This window comes from Streptomyces sp. M41(2017), assembly GCF_002078175.1.
In the GTDB taxonomy this organism is placed as follows: Bacteria; Actinomycetota; Actinomycetes; order Streptomycetales; family Streptomycetaceae; genus Streptomyces.
In genome coordinates, this window is sequence record NZ_MWFK01000001.1 from 2,677,253 (window position 1) to 2,694,766 (window position 17,514).

Annotated in this window: 18 protein-coding genes; 12 read left to right on the top strand and 6 right to left on the bottom strand. The window is 67.8% G+C overall.

Going from position 1 to position 17,514, the window contains the following annotated elements:
• Nucleotides 1–24 precede the first annotated feature (24 nt).
• From B0675_RS11760 to B0675_RS11815, 12 genes are all read left to right on the top strand, one after another.
• On the top strand, nt 25–4,635 hold the full coding sequence (locus B0675_RS11760; protein ID WP_241539761.1) for a DUF6531 domain-containing protein: 4,611 nt from the start codon (nt 25–27) through the stop codon (nt 4,633–4,635).
• A gap of 11 nt (nt 4,636–4,646) precedes the next feature.
• Nucleotides 4,647–5,387 carry a hypothetical protein gene (locus B0675_RS40980; protein WP_143661063.1) on the top strand — a complete coding sequence of 247 codons (741 nt, stop codon included), beginning with the start codon at nt 4,647–4,649 and terminating at the stop codon, nt 5,385–5,387.
• Nucleotides 5,380–5,766: a hypothetical protein gene (locus B0675_RS11770; protein WP_081218760.1), complete on the top strand. Its 387-nt coding sequence runs from the start codon at nt 5,380–5,382 to the stop codon at nt 5,764–5,766. Before B0675_RS40980 ends, B0675_RS11770 begins: the two co-directional genes overlap by 8 nt.
• 517 nt (nt 5,767–6,283) lie before the next feature.
• Complete coding sequence (locus B0675_RS11775; protein ID WP_081218761.1) at nt 6,284–7,006, top strand: hypothetical protein; 723 nt, start codon at nt 6,284–6,286, stop codon at nt 7,004–7,006.
• Between the two features lie 20 nt (nt 7,007–7,026).
• Nucleotides 7,027–7,932, top strand: coding sequence for a hypothetical protein (locus B0675_RS11780; RefSeq protein WP_081218762.1), 906 nt, complete (start codon nt 7,027–7,029; stop codon nt 7,930–7,932).
• Nucleotides 7,929–9,239, top strand: a complete 1,311-nt coding sequence (locus B0675_RS11785) for an ATPase, T2SS/T4P/T4SS family (RefSeq protein WP_081218763.1) — start codon at nt 7,929–7,931, stop codon at nt 9,237–9,239. Before B0675_RS11780 ends, B0675_RS11785 begins: the two co-directional genes overlap by 4 nt.
• Nucleotides 9,240–9,346: 107 nt before the next feature.
• A complete protein-coding gene (locus B0675_RS11790; RefSeq protein ID WP_081221736.1) occupies nt 9,347–10,276 on the top strand; it encodes a type II secretion system F family protein in 930 nt (309 codons plus the stop codon).
• A complete protein-coding gene (locus B0675_RS11795; protein WP_081218764.1) occupies nt 10,273–11,196 on the top strand; it encodes a type II secretion system F family protein in 924 nt (307 codons plus the stop codon). The genes B0675_RS11790 and B0675_RS11795 overlap by 4 nt, the downstream gene beginning before the upstream one ends.
• A 90-nt stretch (nt 11,197–11,286) precedes the next feature.
• The gene (locus B0675_RS11800) at nt 11,287–11,538 is read left to right on the top strand and encodes a hypothetical protein (RefSeq protein ID WP_081218765.1); all 252 of its coding nucleotides are present in this window, start codon (nt 11,287–11,289) and stop codon (nt 11,536–11,538) included.
• 98 nt (nt 11,539–11,636) lie between these two features.
• Nucleotides 11,637–12,017 carry a TadE family protein gene (locus tag B0675_RS11805; protein ID WP_081218766.1) on the top strand — a complete coding sequence of 127 codons (381 nt, stop codon included), beginning with the start codon at nt 11,637–11,639 and terminating at the stop codon, nt 12,015–12,017.
• Nucleotides 12,018–12,055: 38 nt separating this feature from the next.
• A complete protein-coding gene (locus tag B0675_RS11810) occupies nt 12,056–12,460 on the top strand; it encodes a TadE/TadG family type IV pilus assembly protein (protein ID WP_241539929.1) in 405 nt (134 codons plus the stop codon).
• 71 nt (nt 12,461–12,531) lie between these two features.
• A complete protein-coding gene (locus B0675_RS11815; protein ID WP_081221737.1) occupies nt 12,532–12,987 on the top strand; it encodes a pilus assembly protein TadG-related protein in 456 nt (151 codons plus the stop codon).
• Between the two features lie 12 nt (nt 12,988–12,999).
• Here the strand turns inward: B0675_RS11815 and B0675_RS11820 are convergent, their stop codons facing one another.
• The 6 genes from B0675_RS11820 to B0675_RS11845 all read right to left on the bottom strand — a co-directional run bounded on the left by B0675_RS11820 (nt 13,000) and on the right by B0675_RS11845 (nt 17,252).
• A complete protein-coding gene (locus tag B0675_RS11820) occupies nt 13,000–13,341 on the bottom strand; it encodes a hypothetical protein (protein WP_081218768.1) in 342 nt (113 codons plus the stop codon).
• Nucleotides 13,342–13,373: 32 nt separating this feature from the next.
• Nucleotides 13,374–14,018 (bottom strand): hypothetical protein, encoded by a 645-nt coding sequence (locus B0675_RS11825; RefSeq protein ID WP_081218769.1) that lies wholly within the window; start codon nt 14,016–14,018, stop codon nt 13,374–13,376.
• Between the two features lie 47 nt (nt 14,019–14,065).
• On the bottom strand, nt 14,066–14,461 hold the full coding sequence (locus B0675_RS41360) for a hypothetical protein (RefSeq protein WP_241539762.1): 396 nt from the start codon (nt 14,459–14,461) through the stop codon (nt 14,066–14,068).
• Nucleotides 14,462–14,503: 42 nt separating this feature from the next.
• Nucleotides 14,504–16,084 (bottom strand): putative T7SS-secreted protein, encoded by a 1,581-nt coding sequence (locus B0675_RS11835; protein ID WP_081218771.1) that lies wholly within the window; start codon nt 16,082–16,084, stop codon nt 14,504–14,506.
• A 105-nt stretch (nt 16,085–16,189) separates the two neighbouring features.
• The gene (locus B0675_RS11840; RefSeq protein WP_081218772.1) at nt 16,190–16,393 is read right to left on the bottom strand and encodes a DUF397 domain-containing protein; all 204 of its coding nucleotides are present in this window, start codon (nt 16,391–16,393) and stop codon (nt 16,190–16,192) included.
• Between the two features lie 7 nt (nt 16,394–16,400).
• Complete coding sequence (locus B0675_RS11845) at nt 16,401–17,252, bottom strand: helix-turn-helix transcriptional regulator (protein ID WP_081218773.1); 852 nt, start codon at nt 17,250–17,252, stop codon at nt 16,401–16,403.
• Nucleotides 17,253–17,514: the final 262 nt, after the last annotated feature.

Genomic DNA, 17,514 nt, shown 5'->3' on the forward strand with positions numbered 1-17,514 from the left:
GGGAATCGGCCGGGTGACTGGCATGTGCTGGATCTGGACAGGGATCCGACGCCGGGTGATCCGGATCGGGTGCGGCATCTGTCGAAGAATCTGCATGACTTCGCCGATGACGTGGGTGATGCGCTGCGTCTGATCAAGGGGATGGCGGCCGAGGACACGGTTCTGCAGTGGGCGGGGAAGTCGGCGAAGGCGTTCCAGGACGAGTTCGCCGGTGTGCCGAAGCAGTTGAAGAAGCTGAAGAAGTCGTACGAGACGGCGGGGGATGCCCTGGCCGCTTACTGGCCGAAGCTGGAGCGGGCGCAGGCGCTGGCGGACAAGGCGCTGGCGAAGGGGCGGGACGCGCAGTCCGATCTGACGTCGGCGAAGTCGCGTCTTTCTTCGGCTGATTCGTGGGTGACGCGGGCGAACAAGGAAGCGGACAAGTACAAGGACGACCCGACCGGCAGCAAGGGCAGCGCTGAGAAGCCGGACGAGGCGAAGGTACGGGCCGCCACGCGGGATGCCCAGCACGCCAAGTCCGCGCACGACAGTGCTCAGTCGGATGTGACGACGGCGAGCAACGCGCTGGACGCGGCGAAGAAGATGGCCGCGGATGCCCGCACGATGCGGGAGGAGGCGGCGCGGGACGCGAAGTCGAAGATCGATGAGGCGTCGGATGCGGGGATTCACAACCGGAAGTGGTGGGAGGAGGTCGGGGACTGGTTCTCCGACAACTGGGACACCATCGTCGCGGTGTGCAAGGTCGTCGTCGCCGTGGTGGGCGTCATCGCGATGATCATCGGGGGGCCGATCCTCGGCGCGATCGTGCTGATCGCGGCCCTGGTCGTCCTGGCGGACACCCTCAACAAATATCGCAAAGGTCAAGCCGGTCTTCTGGACGTCGCCTTCGCCGCCCTGGACTGCATACCCGGCGGCAAGGGCATCACGTCCCTGGGCAAACTCGCCAAAGGCATGAAGACCTTGGGCAAGGGCGGGCTCAAGGCCATGGTCAAGGGCTTCGGGAAGGGGCTGAGAAGAGAAGCCGACGACGCCGTCGCAAGGAGTAAGCCGGCCAAGGGGCGTTGTGAGGGTGGCGACCCCGTAGACATGGTGTCCGGCGAAATGTTCATGGAGCACACCGATGTCCAACTGCCGGCCCTTCTCCCGCTGGTGCTCCGTCGTACACACGTGTCCACCTACACCTCTGGGCAATGGTTCGGTCCTTCGTGGGCGTCAACGCTGGACGAACGACTCGAACTCGACAGCGAGGGAGCGCTGTTCGCCGCCGAGGACGGAATGATTCTCGTGTACCCGGTCCCCTCGCCGGGATCGTCGGTGATGCCGTTGGAGGGACCACGCTGGCCGCTGGACTGGGATGGAGGACCGGATGCACCGCTGCGCGTGACGGATCCGGAGTCCGGTCACGTCCGGCATTTCGCCCCCGTGTCTCAGCCGATCTCCGCCGAGCAGGCCTTCACTCTTCCGTTGGCTGCCGTGTCGGACCGCAACGATCACCGCATTGACATCGACCGCGACCCCTACGGTGCGCCTGTCGCGGTACGTCATTCCGGTGGATACCACGTGGATGTCGACACAGCCGGAGGCCGTGTCGTGAATCTGCGCCTCAAGGATCCGGAAGGGGGAGAGACAGGGACGACGCTTCTCACCTTCGTCTATTCGGACGGCAACCTCACCGAGATCTACAATTCCAGCGGGCTGCCCTACCGGCTCGCCTACGACGACCGAGCACGCATCACCTCGTGGACCGACCGGACCGGGGCCTGGTATCGCTACGAATACGACGAGCAGGATCGATGCACTCGTGGCGAGGGTGTGAGTGGTTTTCTCGACTGCACCATCGCGTACGACACGGACGCTCGGGAGACTCGATTCACCAACTCGTTGGGTCACACAACTCTCCACCGCTACAACGAACTCCTCCAGCGCACGGAAGTCACTGATCCGCTCGGCCGTACCGTGCGGACCGAGTGGGACCGTTACAACCGACAACTGTCCCGAACCGATGAGCTGGGTCGCCGCACCTCGTTCGCGTATGACGCGCGGGGAAACCTCGCCGGCATCACGCGGCCCGACGGCCTGCAGACCTCAATGGAGTACGACGAGCTCAACCTGCCTGTTCACGTCGTGGAGGCGGACGGTGCCGAGTGGCGTCAGGTCTTCGACGAACGCGGTAATCGGCTCAGTGTCACGGATCCGGCGGGTAACACCCAGCGGTACCTCTATGACGAGCGGGGGCGTCGTACAGGATGGGTCGATGCGCTGGGCCATGTCAGCACCACGATGTGCGACGCGTTGGGCCTGTCGATCGCGGAGACGGACGCACTCGGCCACACGACGCACGTGGAGCGGGACGCATTCGGTCGCATAGTCCGCTCCGTCGATGCGGCAGGCAACGTCGAGCGCATGGGATGGACCGTCGAAGGCGCCCCCGCCTGGCGTACGGCTGTCGATGGAAGCCAGGAGAGCTGGCAATGGGACGGCGAAGGAAACCTGGTCGCCCATGTCGATGGGGCTGGAAGTCGGTCCACGACGCGAACGGGCCCATTTCACCAGCCTGTCGTACGTACCGACCCCATGGGTGCCGAGTATCGGTTCACGTACGACACCGAGGTGAATCTGATCAAGGTGACAAATCCGCAGGGCCTGTCGTGGGACTACGTCTACGACGAGACGAACCGGCTCACCACCGAGACGGACTTCGAGGGTCGGACGCTGACGTACACGTACGACGTGGCGGGGCGGTTGGCGTCGCGCACCAACGGTGCCGGAGAGCGGGTCGTTCTGTCGCGGAACGAACTCGGCCGGGTGGTCGAAGAACGGAGCGCAGACGGGAGCAGCACGTTCGCCTACGACCCCATGGGACGTCTCCTCGAAGCTGTCAGTGCCGACTGTCTCCTGGAGCGGGCCTACGACGCCGGCGGGCGCCTGGTGCGGGAGTCGATAGACGGCGCAGTGACGTCCTACACGTTCGATGCCATGGGCCGTCGCATCGAGCGGCGCACCCCGAGCGGGATCGTCTCCACCTGGAGTTACGACGCGGCCGGCAGGCCGGAATCACTGAACGCGGCCGGTCACCGGATGGAGTTCACCTTTGACGCCCTCGGTCGGGAACTGGGACGCGGGCTGGGACCCGGAGCCGACCTGAGGCAGACCTGGAACGCTGTTGGGCGTCTCACAGGTCAGTCCATCGTCGGCATGGGAACTTCATCCGAGACGCCGATTCGGCACCGCTCCTTCAGCTATCGCGCCGACGGTCTTCCATCGGGGATCGACGATCGCACCACGGGACGAAGCGCGTTTGACATGGACCGCGACGGTCGGGTCACAGCCATCCGTGCTCACGACTGGACGGAAACGTACGCGTACGACGACCTCGGGAACATTCAGAGGTCATCCATACCCACCGACAGTCCGGCACGGGCGGAGAGGCAGTACACGGGCAACCGGCTGATCAGGTCCGGTCGTACGACGTACGAGTACGACCGACAGGGGCGGCCCGTAAGAACAGTGAAGCGGTTGCTCAACGGGCAGAGGCAGGTCGCGACGTACGCCTGGGACGCCGAGGACAGACTCACCGCGACCGTCACCCCCGAGGGCACTACGTGGCGCTACCGCTACGACCCCACGGGACGGCGCAGGGGGAAGGCCCGCCTGGCCGCCGACGGTTCGGTGGTTGAGGAACTCCAGTTCACCTGGGACGGCACCAGGGTCGCGGAACAGATCGACGGAACCGGACACGCAACGTCGTGGGACTACTTCTCGGGCACCTATCGACCGCTGACGCAGCTCGACCACGGGCCGTCGCATCGGTCCGCCGGTGCCCCCTCCCGTCAGCGACATGAAGCGAGTGTCCGCTTCCACGCCGTCGTCAGCGACACGGTGGGCACGCCAACCGAACTGGTCGACAGGGACGGGAACGTGGCGTGGCAGCGGAGCAGCACGCTATGGGGCCGGACGAAACAGTCCTCCGTAGAAGGCGACCCGGACTTCTGGCCAGGCCTGGAATGCCCTCTGAGGTTTCCAGGACAGTACGCAGATCCTGAGACCGGCTGGCACTACAACTACGCGCGGTACTACGACCCCGAGAACGCGCGATACGTGAGTCCGGACCCGTTGGGACTCGCTCCGAGCCCCAACAACTACGCGTATGTGTCTCATCCGTTCTTTTTCACGGACCCCTTGGGGCTCATTCGCAACCCCGCAACCGGCCGCTATGCCGTAGATCCGAATGCGCCCGCGACCACCCATAACCGGTCCTCTGAATATCCCCATAATTATTGGGATTCTACTCACGAGGACATGGTCACGCGATTCACCGACGAGGGCCGCGCGGCGGGGGGTTGGCCCGTGGACCGGAATGGCAACCGTGTTCCGAGGGATCAGCTCACCTGGCGCAACAATGCGGGCGAAGTGATTCCGGGAGATTCGACGATCCTGACGTACGACCATAACCCACGAGTTGTGGAGCACTACAACGAGACTGGCTACAACAGTAGTTATGCCGAGCGGGAGACTTGGTACAATGACACAACCGATATGGAGCCCATGACGCGGGCAGATAATGGCCGTGACGGCCAACGGGCGCCGCGGTATCGGCAAGATACCGGACCGAATTATTCGTGCAGGGGTGCTTGAGGGAGGGATCGATGGATCCGGCCGCTATCGTCTCAAATTTTCCGGGCGTCGAGGAGCTGTCGGGGGTGCCGGAGGCGTGGCACTGGTCACCCGTTCCGGGGCTCGATTTCGCAGCTGCGCTCAGTCAAGATCGCCGTACCCTGTTTCAGGTGAACGCGCGCGATTCGTACGATGAGGATTTGGTGAGCTCTCTCCTCGCGGCTGCTCGCGAGTCGGGACCTCTGATCGCGGCAGCAGGTGCTCCACTGGTTGCAATTCCCGGCTTCTCCCATCGGGGTAGAGCGTTCGATATGCTTGGGGTCGCCGGTCCAGGAGTTCATCGGTACCACGAAGTGCAGCAGCCGGAACTCCAGAAAGTGACCTGGGCCGTATTTCCTGGATATGAATGCGAGTTCGCCCACCCCGACAGGTACTCGCTGGAGGACGCACGCGAGAGTTTCATCCGATTTCTCACTCCGGCCAACCTCGAGCGCTCGCCGGCACCGTTCCTCAGGGTGCGTTTCGACAATACCGTGACCAAAGGTGGCACGGATGGGCCGGACGGGGCGTTGGTCGCACCTAAGACGCTCCACCGTGAGCTGGCATTGCTCGACGGTGCTCCTGGAAGTTTCGTCGAGTTCGAGAATTTCCGCGGGCAGAACTTCCGAGTGGAGTGGGACGGGAGCTGGCTTCTTCTCGGAGGTGAAGGGGGAGCGCGCCATCTCGGGCTCGAAGAGCTGCTGCAGTTTGCGGCAGAGGCGTTGAATGGCTGATGTGCGGCTGAGGGTCACCGTCGAGACCGGTGAGACCTGGGACGATCCCGACGAGACCAGGATCCAGCGTCTGTACGCCGGGCTGAATCTGAGGTGCCGGTTTCTGATCATGGAGCGGCCCGCCGAGTGCGACGACGGACAGACGTACATGCAACTGGCCCTCAACGACGACCTCACGATGGTGATCGAGCACAGAGAGGGCGGACCCGAAGCGCACTACCGCGGTGAAGTGCACCTTCCGGCGGAACACGGCGGTGACGAGGTTGTCGCGCCGGTGTTGCTCGGCTGGGCCGCCGGGCGCAGTGGATGGCGTGGTGCTCTGCACTGGGTGCGTTGGGACACGGCCAAGGAGGCTCCGTGGAGTGACCTCCGGGATTGAGCGGGCTGCGCCTGTTTCCAGGTCATCGGGCTCGATGGAGGCCCCGGATCGCCGCCCGCATCGTGGACCGGGGCCGTTTACGGAGGTCGCATGACCGTGCCCCTCTCCCGCCCTGGTGACCCGTCCCCCATGTGGCTGAAACCCCCACCCCCGCCCGCTCCCGCCGTGAGCACCTCGTGCAGGCCTCGTGCACGGTCCGTGACGAGGGGGGCCCGGGGCGGGGTGGGGTGGATTCGCTGGCGCACAGGTCGGAGGGGGGTTCGATCGCCGGGGTCAACGGGGAACCGCGGGGCTGTGGTTGCGCGTCGGTAACGTCGAGTCGGCTGTTCTTCGGGTGTCTTGACGCGCCTTGAGGGGCTTATGTGCGGCTGATACGGTGCCATGGCCTGACACTCGCTCCAGCGTTGGCTATCAGGCCAGGTCGGGCGGTACGTCCCGTAAAGGGACACGGGGGCGAAGTGTCCAGTTTGGCACGTGAATTGGCAGACATTTTCTTGGGTGTACGGGGAGCGGTTGCGTGAAGATCCAAGAGCGTACGGGGGCGGGCAACAACCGTTCCGCCTCGTCGGCTCACCCGGTGACGGGCGACCGTCTTCCCACGCCGCCTCGCGAGCGCAAACCCGCGCTGGCCGCGCTCGCCGTCCTCCTGATCCTCGTCGGCGCCCTCGGCGCCACCATGCTGGTGCTGCGCGCCGGTGACCGCGTCGAGGTCGTGGAGGTGACCAGCGACATCCAGGCCGGTGACTCCGTGGGCAACCACGTGAAGTCGGTGCTGGTCGCGGACGACGCCGGCATCAACTACGTGAAGTGGAAGCAGATCGACGCGCTCAGGGAGCTCAAGGCGAAGTCCACCATCTACGCCGGGACCCTGGTCATCGGTGAGATGTTCTCCAACGGCGCCACCGTTCCCGACGGCAAGGCCTCCGTGGGCGTCTCCCTCAAGGAGGGGCAGTACCCGACGGACATCAAGACCGGCGACACCGTCGCCGTCTACCGGGTCGGTGACGACACCTCCAGCAGCCGGAGTTCGGCCGGCGCGTCCGGATCGAGCTCGTCCGGTGCGGGCGACGGTCCGATCGTCGAGAAGGCCAAGGTCCTTTCCGTGAAGACCAGTTCGGACACGACGATAAGCAGCACCAACCTGCCGGTCACGCTCCTCGTGGACATCGGGGACGCCGCGGCTGTCGCCCAGGCCTCGTCGGCCGGCAAGGTCGCCCTCGTCCTCGTTCCCGGCAACTAGAGGCGAGTGAGTAGACAGTCATGGCGCTCATCGCCCTCGCCGCAGACAAGGGTTCCCCCGGAGTCACCACCGCCGCGGTGGCCCTCTCCGCAGTCTGGCCCCGCCGCGTCCTGCTCGCCGAGACCGACCCGGCCGGCGGCGACCTCGTGTACCGCAGCGCGGCGGCCCACGGCGGCCCGCTGAACCCCAACACCGGCATGCTGTCGATAGCGGCCACCGCGCGTCGTGGGCTCGTCCCCGACCAACTCTGGGACCACGTGCAGCCGTTGAGCGGCGGACTCGAAGTCCTCGTCGGCCTCGGCATGGCCGAGCAGGCGGCCGGACTCGCCGGGCTGTGGCCCACGCTCGGACGGGCCTTCGCCCACCTCGCCGACTCCCCGAACGCGCCCGCCGACGTCATCGCCGACTGCGGCCGGATCAGCGGAGACACCCCGGCCGTCGAACTCTTCCCGCACGCCGCCCTGGTGCTCCTGCTCTCCCGTACCGAGCCCGAGGCCATCGCCCGCGTCCGTGACCGCGCCGCCGCCCTCTCCGCCAAGCTGCACGGCGGCCCGCGCGGCGCCGGGAGTCTGGCCACCCCGCTCATCGGTGTCGTCCTCATCGCCGACCCGGGCGACTCCGCCAAGCTCGTCCACCAGGTCAACGACATGCTCGTGGCCGCGCAGACCGGTGCGCGCGTCGTCGGCACCCTCGCCGACGACCCCGCCGGAGCAGAGCAGCTGGCCGGACGACGGCGCGGACGCCTCGACAAGTCGCTGCTCATCCGCTCGGCCCGCAAGGTCACCGCGGACCTCTACCAGCAGTACGGCGCCGCCTGGTCCGTACCCGCCGAAGGACCCCACGGCTCCCAGGTTCAGCACGGATCCGCGGGTCCGCACGGATCCGCAGGGCCGCACGGTCAGCCCGCCGCCGGAGCCGGGCGATGACCGCGGTCGACCACCAGCTCGTCAAGCGGTTCCGGCAGGACGCCGGTGACCGCATCGCCGAGCAGCGGCGCGAGGACCAGGTCCGCGGCGTCACCCCGATGTCCAACGAGGACGAGCGGCACTACGCGCGCGCCGTCATCGCCCAGATACTCGAGGACCACGCCCGCACCGAGATCAACCTCGGCCGCACCCCGCTCGACGCCGAGACCGAGGAGCAGTACGCGGCCGCCGTGCACGCCGCGCTGTTCGGCGTCGGCCGCCTGCAGCCGCTGCTCGACGACACGGACGTCGAGAACATCGACATCAACGGCCACGACCAGGTCTTCATCGGTTACGCAGACGGCCGGGAGGCCACGGGCGATCCCGTCGCGGAGAACGACGAGGAACTGATCGAGCTGATCCAGATCCTCGGCGCCTACTCGGGCCTGTCGTCCCGGCCCTTCGACTCCGCCAACCCGCAGCTCGACCTGCGGCTCCCGGACGGGTCCCGGCTCTCCGCCGTCATGGACGTCACCCGCCGGCCCGCCCTGTCGATCCGTCGCGCCCGGATGGGCAAGGTCTTCATGTCCGACCTGGTCGGCAACGGCACGCTGGCCCCCGAGGTCGCGCACTTCCTCGCCTGCGCCGTCCGCGCCCGCAAGAACATCATGATCGCGGGAGCGACGAACGCGGGCAAGACGACGCTGCTGCGCGCCCTCGCCAACGAGATCCCGCCGCACGAGCGTCTCATCACCGTCGAACGCGCCCTGGAACTCGGCCTCGACACCTTCGCCGACCTGCACCCGAACGTGGTGGCCTTCGAGGAACGGCTGCCCAACTCGGAGGGCCAAGGCGCCATCACCATGGCCGAGTTGGTGCGCCGTTCGCTCCGCATGAACCCCTCCCGCGTCATCGTCGGTGAAGTGCTCGGCGACGAGATCGTGACCATGCTGAACGCGATGTCGCAGGGCAACGACGGCTCGCTGTCGACGATCCACGCGAACAGCTCCAGCGAAGTCTTCAACCGCATCTCCACGTACGCGCTCCAGGCGAACGAGCGCCTGCCCATCGAGGCGAGCCAGATGCTCATCGCGGGCGCGGTGAACTTCGTCGTCTTCATCCAGCGCCGCAACGAGTACGAGTCCGGCGGCCGGCTCCAGCGCGTGGTGACCTCCGTGCGCGAGGTCAACGGCGTCGACGGCCGGGTGCTGTCCAGCGAGGTGTTCGCCGAGGCCCCCGACGGCCGGATCGTCCCGCACGCGCCCATCGCCTGCCTCGACGAGCTCATCGCGCAGGGCTACCGACTGCCCGGCAGCGGGAACTGGTGACGACGATGACCCTCACGACCACCATCGCGACGTCCGCCGCACCACCCGTCACGACGACCGGGAGCAAGGACATGACGTCCCTCGCGGCGCTCGACTCGCTCGGTTCCATGGGCGGTCTGTTCTCCACGACCGTGCTGTACGCGCTCGGCTGCGGAGTGGCCGTCGGCGGCGGCCTCGCGCTGTTCGCCGTCGCCGTCCGCGGACTTCCGGCCAAGCCGGAGCACGAGAGGCAGAAGGCGACCGAACGGGCCAACGAGCTGATCCGGTTCGTCGGGCAGCGCGGTTCCGTCGCGGCGATCGCCGGGCTCGTCGTCCTCCTCCTCACCCGCTGGGCCGTCGCCGGAATCGCCGCCGGCATCCTCGTCTTCTTCTGGGACAAGCTCTTCGGCGGCGCCTCGGAGGAACGGTCCGCGATGCGCCGCGTGGAGGCCCTCGCCTCCTGGACCGAGTCGCTGCGCGACACCATCGCGGGTGCGGTCGGCCTGGAACAGGCCATCCCCGCCTCGGCCCGCGCCTCCGCCCCCGTCCTGCGCCCGCACCTCGACGCCCTGGTCGACCGGCTGCGCTCGCGCACCCCGCTGCCCGAGGCGCTTCAGCAGCTCGCCGACGAGATCGACGACGCGTCCGCGGACATCATCGTCGCCGCCCTCATCCTCAACGCGAAGCTGCGCGGCCCGGGACTCCGGCAGGTGCTCGGCGCCCTCGCCAAGTCCGCCCGCGAGGAGGTCGACATGCGCCAGCGCGTGATGGCCCAGCGCGCCTCGACGCGGCGCTCCGTCCAGATCGTCGTCGCGGTGTCCATCGCGTTCGTGCTCGGTCTGTCGATCTTCAACCGTGACTTCGTCGAGCCGTACGGAACGGCGGTCGGCCAGCTCGTACTGGCCTGCGTCTGCGGCCTGTTCGCGCTCGGCTTCTGGTGGCTGCGCAAGCTGTCCACCATCGAGACGCCCGAACGGTTCCTGGTGCGCGACGAAGCGTCCGTGCGGTTCGTACGCCCCCGTACGCCGGCTTCTGGTGATGAGGCGGTACGCCGATGAACCTGACCATGCCGATCGTGATCGGCGCCGTGCTCGGCCTGGGCGTCTACGCCCTCGTCCGCGCCCTCATGCCGTCGCGGCGCAGCGCCGTCGCCCAGGTCGCCCGCATCGACGCGATGCGGGCCCGCGGGGCGGCGTACGAGTCCGCGCACCACGGGCAGCAGGACACCGGACGGCTCGCCGGACTGCGTGCCCAAGTGGGCGCGCGGGTCTCCGACTTCTATCTTCAGCAGGGCTGGGAGCAGCGTTCGCTGCGCGCCGATCTGGCCGTCCTGGACCGGAGTTGGGAGAGGTTCCTCGCGACGAAGGTGCTGCTGGGCGCGGCCGGCGTGTTCTTCGGGCCGCTGCTGTTCGCGGTCGTGTGGACGCTCGGCTTCGGCAGGAGCCCGATCATCCCGGTCTGGCTCGCGCTGCTCTTCGCGGTCGTCTTCTTCTTCCTGCCCGACCTGGAGGTACGGCGGGACGCGGTGGACAGGCGGCGTGACCTGCGGCGCGTGATCGGCGCGTACCTGGACCTCGTGTCGATGAGCCTGGCGGGCGGGCGGGGTCTGCCCGAGGCGCTGATGGCCGCGGCCGAGATCTCCGACGGCTGGGCCACGCAGCGCATCCGCAACGCGCTCGCCGACGCCCGGATCACCGGCATCAGCCAGTGGCAGGCGCTCGGTTCGCTCGGTGAGGAACTCGGCGTCGAGGAGCTGAAGGACCTGTCGGCCTCGCTGGCGCTGGTCGCGGACGACGGCGCCAAGGTGCGCGAGTCGCTCGCCTCGCGCGCCGAGACGATGCGGCACCGCGAGCTGTCCGAGATCGAGGGCAGCGCGGGCGAGAAGTCCCAGTCGATGCTCGTGGCCCAACTCCTGCTGTGCGCGGGCTTCCTGGTCTTCCTGATCTTCCCGGCGGCGATGCGCGTGTTCCAGGTCTGACCGTCGAGCGTCCGAACGTCCGCGGTACCGAAAAGCGTCCCACCTCGTCGCAAGCCGACCACCGAAACAACTCCGAGAGGACAACTCACCATGAACGGACGGAACTTCAACACCGGGATCCCGGGGGTGGACTTCCTGATCACCTTCCTCCAGGGACGGGTGCAGCGTGCCCGCTCCGGCGAACTCGACCGGGGTGCGTCCGCGGTCGAGTGGGTCATCATCTCCGCCGTCGTCGTCGCGATCGTCGGCGTCGTCGCCGCGATCATCAACGCCGCGCTGAGCGACGGCGCCAACAAGGTCGGTGACTGCATCAAGGGTGCCGACGCGGGCAAGACCTGCTGAACGCGACGTAGACGGGGATTCGGGTGCGCGCACGTCAAGGGGTACGTCGCTGGGTGCGCCGCAGGGTGGAGGCAGCCTCCGCCCGCGGCGACTCCGGCATGACCGCGATCGAGTTCGTGCTGCTCACTCCGGTGCTCTTCTTCATGATCTTCGCGACGGTGCAGTTCGCGTTGTACTTCTTCGCCGACCACGTGGCGCAGGCGGCGGCGCAGGCGGGTGCCCGCAAGGCCCGCTCGACGGCGGACGCGCAGCCCGGGGCGTGGCGCGGTGACGCGCGGGACGTCGTGGACAGCTACATCCAGCAGCTCGGCCCGCAGCTGGTGCTGTCCCCGGACGTGAAGCTGCTGCAGCCCGACCCGGACACCGTGGGCGTCGAGATCACGGCGAAGATCCCCACGGTCTTCCCCGGCCTGGACCTGACGGTGCACGCGCAGTCGTCGGGCCCGGTGGAACGGTTCGTGGAGGATGAGGGCCCGTGACGGTAGCGAAGCCCGCGCCGGCCGCTCCGCGCGCCCGGGTGACCGGCCCTCGTGACGACCGGGGCCTGTCCACCATCGAGGTGGTGATCCTCGCTCCGGTGATGATCCTGTTCATTTTGGTCCTCGTGGCGTTCGGCCAACTGGTCGACGGACGCGGCGCGTTGGACGGCGCCGCCCGGGACGCGGCGCGGGCCGGATCGATCCAGAAGGACCACGGGACCGCGATGGCCGAGGCGCGCAAGGCGGCCGAGGCGGACCTCGGGGACATCTGCTCGGGGCCGGTCACGGTGACGCAGACCAGCGCGGGGTTCGAACCGGACACGCTCTTCTCGGTCGAGGTGAGCTGCGAGGTGCGGGGTCTCGCGATGATCGGCCTCGACGTCCCGACCACCCTGAAGTCGAGCTTCAGCTCGCCCCTCGACCCGTTCCGGAGGACGGCATGAGGCTGAACTCCGCCGTGCATGACGTGCATGACGTGCGTGACGCACGCGCCGCACGTGCCGCTCGGGTGGGCATGCGGGCCCGCTCCTGGTTCGCGGCACGCAGGGTCCGCCTGGACGACCGGGGCTCGGGGGCGGGCGCGGTCATCATCTTCGCCCTGCTCTTCCTGTCCCTGTCCGCGTTCGTCATCGACGGCGGCATGTCCATCTCCAAGCGGGAACGCGCCGCCGACATCGCCGAGCAGGCCGCCCGCTACGCCGCCCAGGACATCGACCTGGAGTCCCTCTACGACGACCAGAACGGCCCCGCCCCGATCAACGCGCAGAACTGCGACGCCCGCGTGAAGGCCTTCGCCCGGGAGATGGGCATGTCCGGCCGGGACATCGGGTCCACCCACTGCGTGGCCGCGGACGCCGACCAGGTCGAGGTCGAGGTCCAGCTGACCTATTCACCGGTGTTCACGGGCCTGTTCTACGGCGGCGACGTCACGGTGCACGGGCGCGCGGTGGCGGAGAACGAGGTGGGCTGAGACGGCCGTCGGCTACTTGCCGCCCCCGCCCTTCTGGCCGCCGTCCTCCGTCTTCACCCCGTCCTTCACGTCCTTGGCCAGCTTGTCGTCGAGTTTGCGGAACTCGCGGACCACGGCGTCGGACATCTCGGCGAGGGCGTCGAGGGCCTGGCCGATGTCCTCCCGGCCGTCCTCCCAGCCCGACTCGAAGTCGTCCAGGGCGTCGTAGACGGTGTCGTCGCCGAGGTCGTCCTTGTAGCTCTCGAAGAGCTTCTTGGTGTGGTTCAGACGCTTCTTGATGTCCCGCAGCCGACCGCCGTAGTCCTCCAGCTCGCTCAACGGGAGCGCGAGGTCACTCTTGCCGCCACCACCCATGTCGGTCCCCCTCCCGGGTCCTGAGGTATCGGTCAGACGAAGCGGAAGGTGCTGGTCACCGCGTCGAAAATGTCGTGGAACGCCTCGGCCAGGTCCAGCACGGGGCTCGCACCGGAGACGAGAACGATCTGGTCGGTGGTTCCCGGGACGGGGATGTAGGTCTGGGTCAGCACCATACGAAGGGTACGGGTGTCGCCCTGCGCGACGGGTACGTCCTCGACGCCGAAGGTCCTTGCCGCGAGGCCGATTTCGGGGATCTCGACGGTGGTCACCGTGCGCCAGACGTCGCCTTCGCGCCGAGGTGTGATGGTGCGGAGGCTGTCCGCGATGGCCCGGGGGTCGGTGGACAGCGCCGTACCCTGCTTGTCCTTGGCCCCCACGACGGACACGGTGATCGTCGCCGAGAGGGGGACGCCGTCGAAGTTCTCGGCCATGCAGCCCATGTACACGGCCCCGGAGTCGTGCGCGTCCTTGGCCATCCGGCGGAGCATGGCGGCCAGGTCCGACCGGTAGGGAGCGAGCTCCGGGAGCTCACGCACCCGGTCGTCCACGAGCGCCCGAACGGTGGCGTCCCTGCCTTCGGGCCGGATGTCGAACTCCCACCAGGAGTCCGGGACGCCCAGTGCGAAACCCGCCGAGGACTTCGCGTGCACCGCGTCGTCGAAGGTCGACGTCAATTTCCTGTCCCCCTGGGTCCTGCGGCTTCCTGTTTTCCGGCTCGAGTCTACTTTATTTCCATTCCCAGGTCCTGGGTGAAAATCTCCATCAAACGCTGTTCCGGTACCTGCGGAATGCGATATTCGGCATTTCTGACGTGCGTGATGAAGTCCGTAGAGAGGGAGATGTGGTATTTCGCGACGTAGTACGGGAGGTCCTGGCGCCAGAGCCACGTTCCGTCCGTGAAGAGTGATCCGATTCCCGGCAGGGTCGGGGCCTCGGGGTCCAGGACGTCGGGTCCCGCACTCATTTCGCTCCAGATCCCCGTGCCGCCTCTGAGGTAAGCGACGATTTTCTCCTCGTCCGCCTCGCCGGTGGCGTTCACGCGATCACGCATGGGTCCGTCGAGCGGAAATCCCCATCCCGGGGAGAGTTCGGAGAAGAATCCCACGGTTCGAATCATCTGAGCTCCTCGATCGCTTACTGGTCCTGCCACCGGCCGACCCTAGGCCATCGGCAGGAACGTCAGCCAACTTCCGCCGTCCCTGATCGTGGGCACGAACGGTCCTTCGCCGAAGCTGGGTACACCCACCGCGTTCGTGGGCGCCTTGACCGGAACGCCCAGAGAATTGGCCAGGCCCTGAATGGTGTGGGGCTGCGCCACCCCCGAGTGGCAGGTGAGCATCCGGACGGGCCCTCCGTCGTATCCCGGTATCTGCCGGATCGTGTCGAGGACGTGCTGCGGATTGATGGTGTGCCCCCCGGCCGCCTGGCCCGCGCGATTTGCTTCCCCCGCCACCATTCTTCCGTCCGTGGTCCCGTGAATGATGACGTCCTGATATCCGGGCAACCTCTCCGCCACATCGAAGTTCCGAAGGGTGGCGGGGTCGTAACCGATCGCAGTGGCCCCATCCCTGTGGTAGATCGGTATGTCGGACGGCAGGCGATCGCTGGGCGATCTGGTGGGCGGCCCCACGTGCGGTGAGTCCGTCTTCCACCACCTGTTCCTGCCCATCATGCTGAATGACGAGAAGCGCAGGTTCTTCATGCCGCGGATGCTTTCGGCCAGGCCTTTCAGGCCGCCCCCGATTCCCTTCAGCGCGCCGCCGCCCAGTGCGCGCAGCCCACCCGCCTTCCAGAGCTTTCCCATCTTGGCGAGGCTGGTGAAACCCTTGGTCGCCGGGATGCAGTCGAGCACCGCGAAGATGAGATCGCCCCAGCCGGCTTGGCCGTTGAGCATCTTTCTCACCGTGTCGGCCAAGACGATCAGCGCTGCCGCGAAGACGAGCCAGCCGAGCGGGCCGCCCACGATCATCACGATGATGCCGACGATCGTCACGACCCACTTGCACACCGTGACGATCTCGTCCCAGTGGTCGGAGACCCAGTCGAGGGGCTCCTCCCACCAGTGCCGGTTGTGGATACCGGCGTCGGAGGCGTCGTGGAGCTTCTTCACCGTGCGCCGGGCGGCGTCCTCGCGCAGTCCCTTGGCGTGGGCGGCGAGCCTCTTCGCCGCGTCCAGCAGGCCCTGGGCGTCGTCGACGTCCTTCCGGGCGGCGGTCTGCTGCTCCTTGGCGTGCTGGGCGTTGCGGGTGGCACGGCGGACGTCGGCCTCGTCCGGTGGCGGAACGTCCTTGCCCCGGCTCTTGTCCGGGTCGTACGAGTCGGCCTTCGCCGTGGCCGTCCGTACCCAGTCGTCGGCACCCGTCAGGGCCTGCCGGGCGGTGGCGAGCTCGTCCCGGGCCTTGCGGCCGTCGCGCAGCGCCTTGTCCGCCTTCTCCTGTGCGTCGTCCAGGTCGGGCCAGTACGACGTCAGAGCGTCGCCCGCGAGCGTGTAGGACTTCTTGAGCTTCTTCAGCTTGCCGGGAACGTCCTCGAACTCCGACGCGAAGGAGTCCGCCGTCTTCCCGGCCCACTCCAGGACCGCGTCCTCGTTCGCCAGGCCCTTGATGTCCCGGAGGATGTGCGCCACGTCGTCGGCGAAGTCGTGCAGGGAGCCGGCGAGTCTGCGCACCCGCTGCGGGTCGCCCGGTGTCGGGTCCCGGTCCAGGTCGAGTATGTGCCAGTCCGCCGGCCTGTTCGTCACGTGTTCCCCCGTAGCACCTGCAACTTCCGCATCAGTACGTACGCAGGAACGTATCGCGCTGATCGTTTTCGCCGGAACGCCGACGGCGGCTTCGTAGAGGGGTTGTTACGCGCCCGGCGCCGTCACCGATCCGGTGCGTATCGCGTCCAGGAGGTGGCCGATGGGGGCCGGGGTCGTGGTGAGGATCGTGGTGGGGTCGTCGGACTCGCGGAGGTGGAGGGTGCTGGCTGTGGAGGCGAGTTCGACACAGGAGTCGCCGTCGCCCGGGCCGGAGAAGGACGACTTGCGCCAGTTGTGGGGGGTGTTCATCGGTGCCTCACAGCTCCTTCGCCAACCTGTGGATGAAGTCGCGGGACCGTTTGGCGCCCAGCGAAACAGCCTCCACTTTACGGAAAAGCGTTCGATAGGCGTCGAGTTGGGCTTCCGAGTCGATGAAGGCGGCGCCCTGGGGCGCGTCGCGTACGACGGTGTCGAGCTTCGGGACGCGGCCCCCGGCGTACGTCATGGCACTGGTGGCGCCGGCGAAGCCCTCCAGGTCGAAGGGGATCACGCGCAGGGTGACGTGATGCGCTTCGGACAGGTCGAGGAGATGGGTCAACTGAGCCCGGGAGGCGGCCCGGTCGCCGACCATGATGCGCAGCGCCGCCTCGTGGACCACGCCGTCGTAGGGCGTCGGGGCGGGCCCTTTGAGGATCACCCGGCGGTGCATGCGGTGACGGACGCGCAACTCGACGTCCTCGTCGGAAAGTTCCGGCACGCGGTAGGCGAAGACCGCCCGCGCGTAGTCCTCCGTCTGGAGCGGGCCGGGGACGTACAGGAACTGCACCTCGCGGAGGAAGGTGGCGTGGTGCTCCAGTTCCGCGAGATCGAGGAACGGCGTGGGCAGCAGCCCCCGGTACTGCTCCCACCAGCCCCGGATCCGTTCGGTCGCCAGGGCGGCCAGGGCGTCGGTGAACGCCTCGTCCGTGCACGCGTACTGGGCCGTGAGCCGGCGGAGCCGCTTCTCGCTCACCCCGGCGAGGCCCGCCTCGATCTGGCTGATCTGCGCGGGGTTCGCCCCCAGCAGGATGGCCGCCTCCCGCGAGGTGAGGCCCGCTGCCTCGCGCAACCTCCGCAACTCGACCGCCAGACGCGTCTGCCGCGCGGTCACGTGATGCCTCAAGGCCATGGAATGCCTCTCTCAACGCGCGCGCAGGCGGGCCCGGTCGGGCGCTCAGATTACGTGATCGGCAGGCGCTGACCGGGGGACTCGGGCCGACAGGGCTCTCGAGCCACCCGCTGTGCCCGCCCGGCGGATCCGCCGGGTCACACCGAAGTGATCACCGGGTCGCGTCGCCGTCCGTGGCGGTGGGGAGCATGTGAAGGTCCCGTGCGGGGCGGGGGTGGGCGAGGGGTGCAACTCGGGCTTAGCGGGCGGGTCGTGGTGTACC

What these genes read in the sequence shown, in the direction of transcription:
- B0675_RS40980 (WP_143661063.1), top strand. Translation starts at nt 4,647, where the DNA reads ATGGATCCGGCCGCTATCGTCTCAAATTTTCCGGGCGTCGAGGAGCTG.
- B0675_RS11770 (WP_081218760.1), top strand. Translation starts at nt 5,380, where the DNA reads ATGGCTGATGTGCGGCTGAGGGTCACCGTCGAGACCGGTGAGACCTGG.
- B0675_RS11780 (WP_081218762.1), top strand. Translation starts at nt 7,027, where the DNA reads ATGGCGCTCATCGCCCTCGCCGCAGACAAGGGTTCCCCCGGAGTCACC.
- B0675_RS11785 (WP_081218763.1), top strand. Translation starts at nt 7,929, where the DNA reads ATGACCGCGGTCGACCACCAGCTCGTCAAGCGGTTCCGGCAGGACGCC.
- B0675_RS11790 (WP_081221736.1), top strand. Translation starts at nt 9,347, where the DNA reads ATGGGCGGTCTGTTCTCCACGACCGTGCTGTACGCGCTCGGCTGCGGA.
- B0675_RS11795 (WP_081218764.1), top strand. Translation starts at nt 10,273, where the DNA reads ATGAACCTGACCATGCCGATCGTGATCGGCGCCGTGCTCGGCCTGGGC.
- B0675_RS11800 (WP_081218765.1), top strand. Translation starts at nt 11,287, where the DNA reads ATGAACGGACGGAACTTCAACACCGGGATCCCGGGGGTGGACTTCCTG.
- B0675_RS11805 (WP_081218766.1), top strand. Translation starts at nt 11,637, where the DNA reads ATGACCGCGATCGAGTTCGTGCTGCTCACTCCGGTGCTCTTCTTCATG.
- B0675_RS11815 (WP_081221737.1), top strand. Translation starts at nt 12,532, where the DNA reads ATGCGGGCCCGCTCCTGGTTCGCGGCACGCAGGGTCCGCCTGGACGAC.
- B0675_RS11820 (WP_081218768.1), bottom strand. Translation starts at nt 13,341, where the DNA reads ATGGGTGGTGGCGGCAAGAGTGACCTCGCGCTCCCGTTGAGCGAGCTG.
- B0675_RS41360 (WP_241539762.1), bottom strand. Translation starts at nt 14,461, where the DNA reads ATGATTCGAACCGTGGGATTCTTCTCCGAACTCTCCCCGGGATGGGGA.
- B0675_RS11840 (WP_081218772.1), bottom strand. Translation starts at nt 16,393, where the DNA reads ATGAACACCCCCCACAACTGGCGCAAGTCGTCCTTCTCCGGCCCGGGC.
- B0675_RS11845 (WP_081218773.1), bottom strand. Translation starts at nt 17,252, where the DNA reads ATGGCCTTGAGGCATCACGTGACCGCGCGGCAGACGCGTCTGGCGGTC.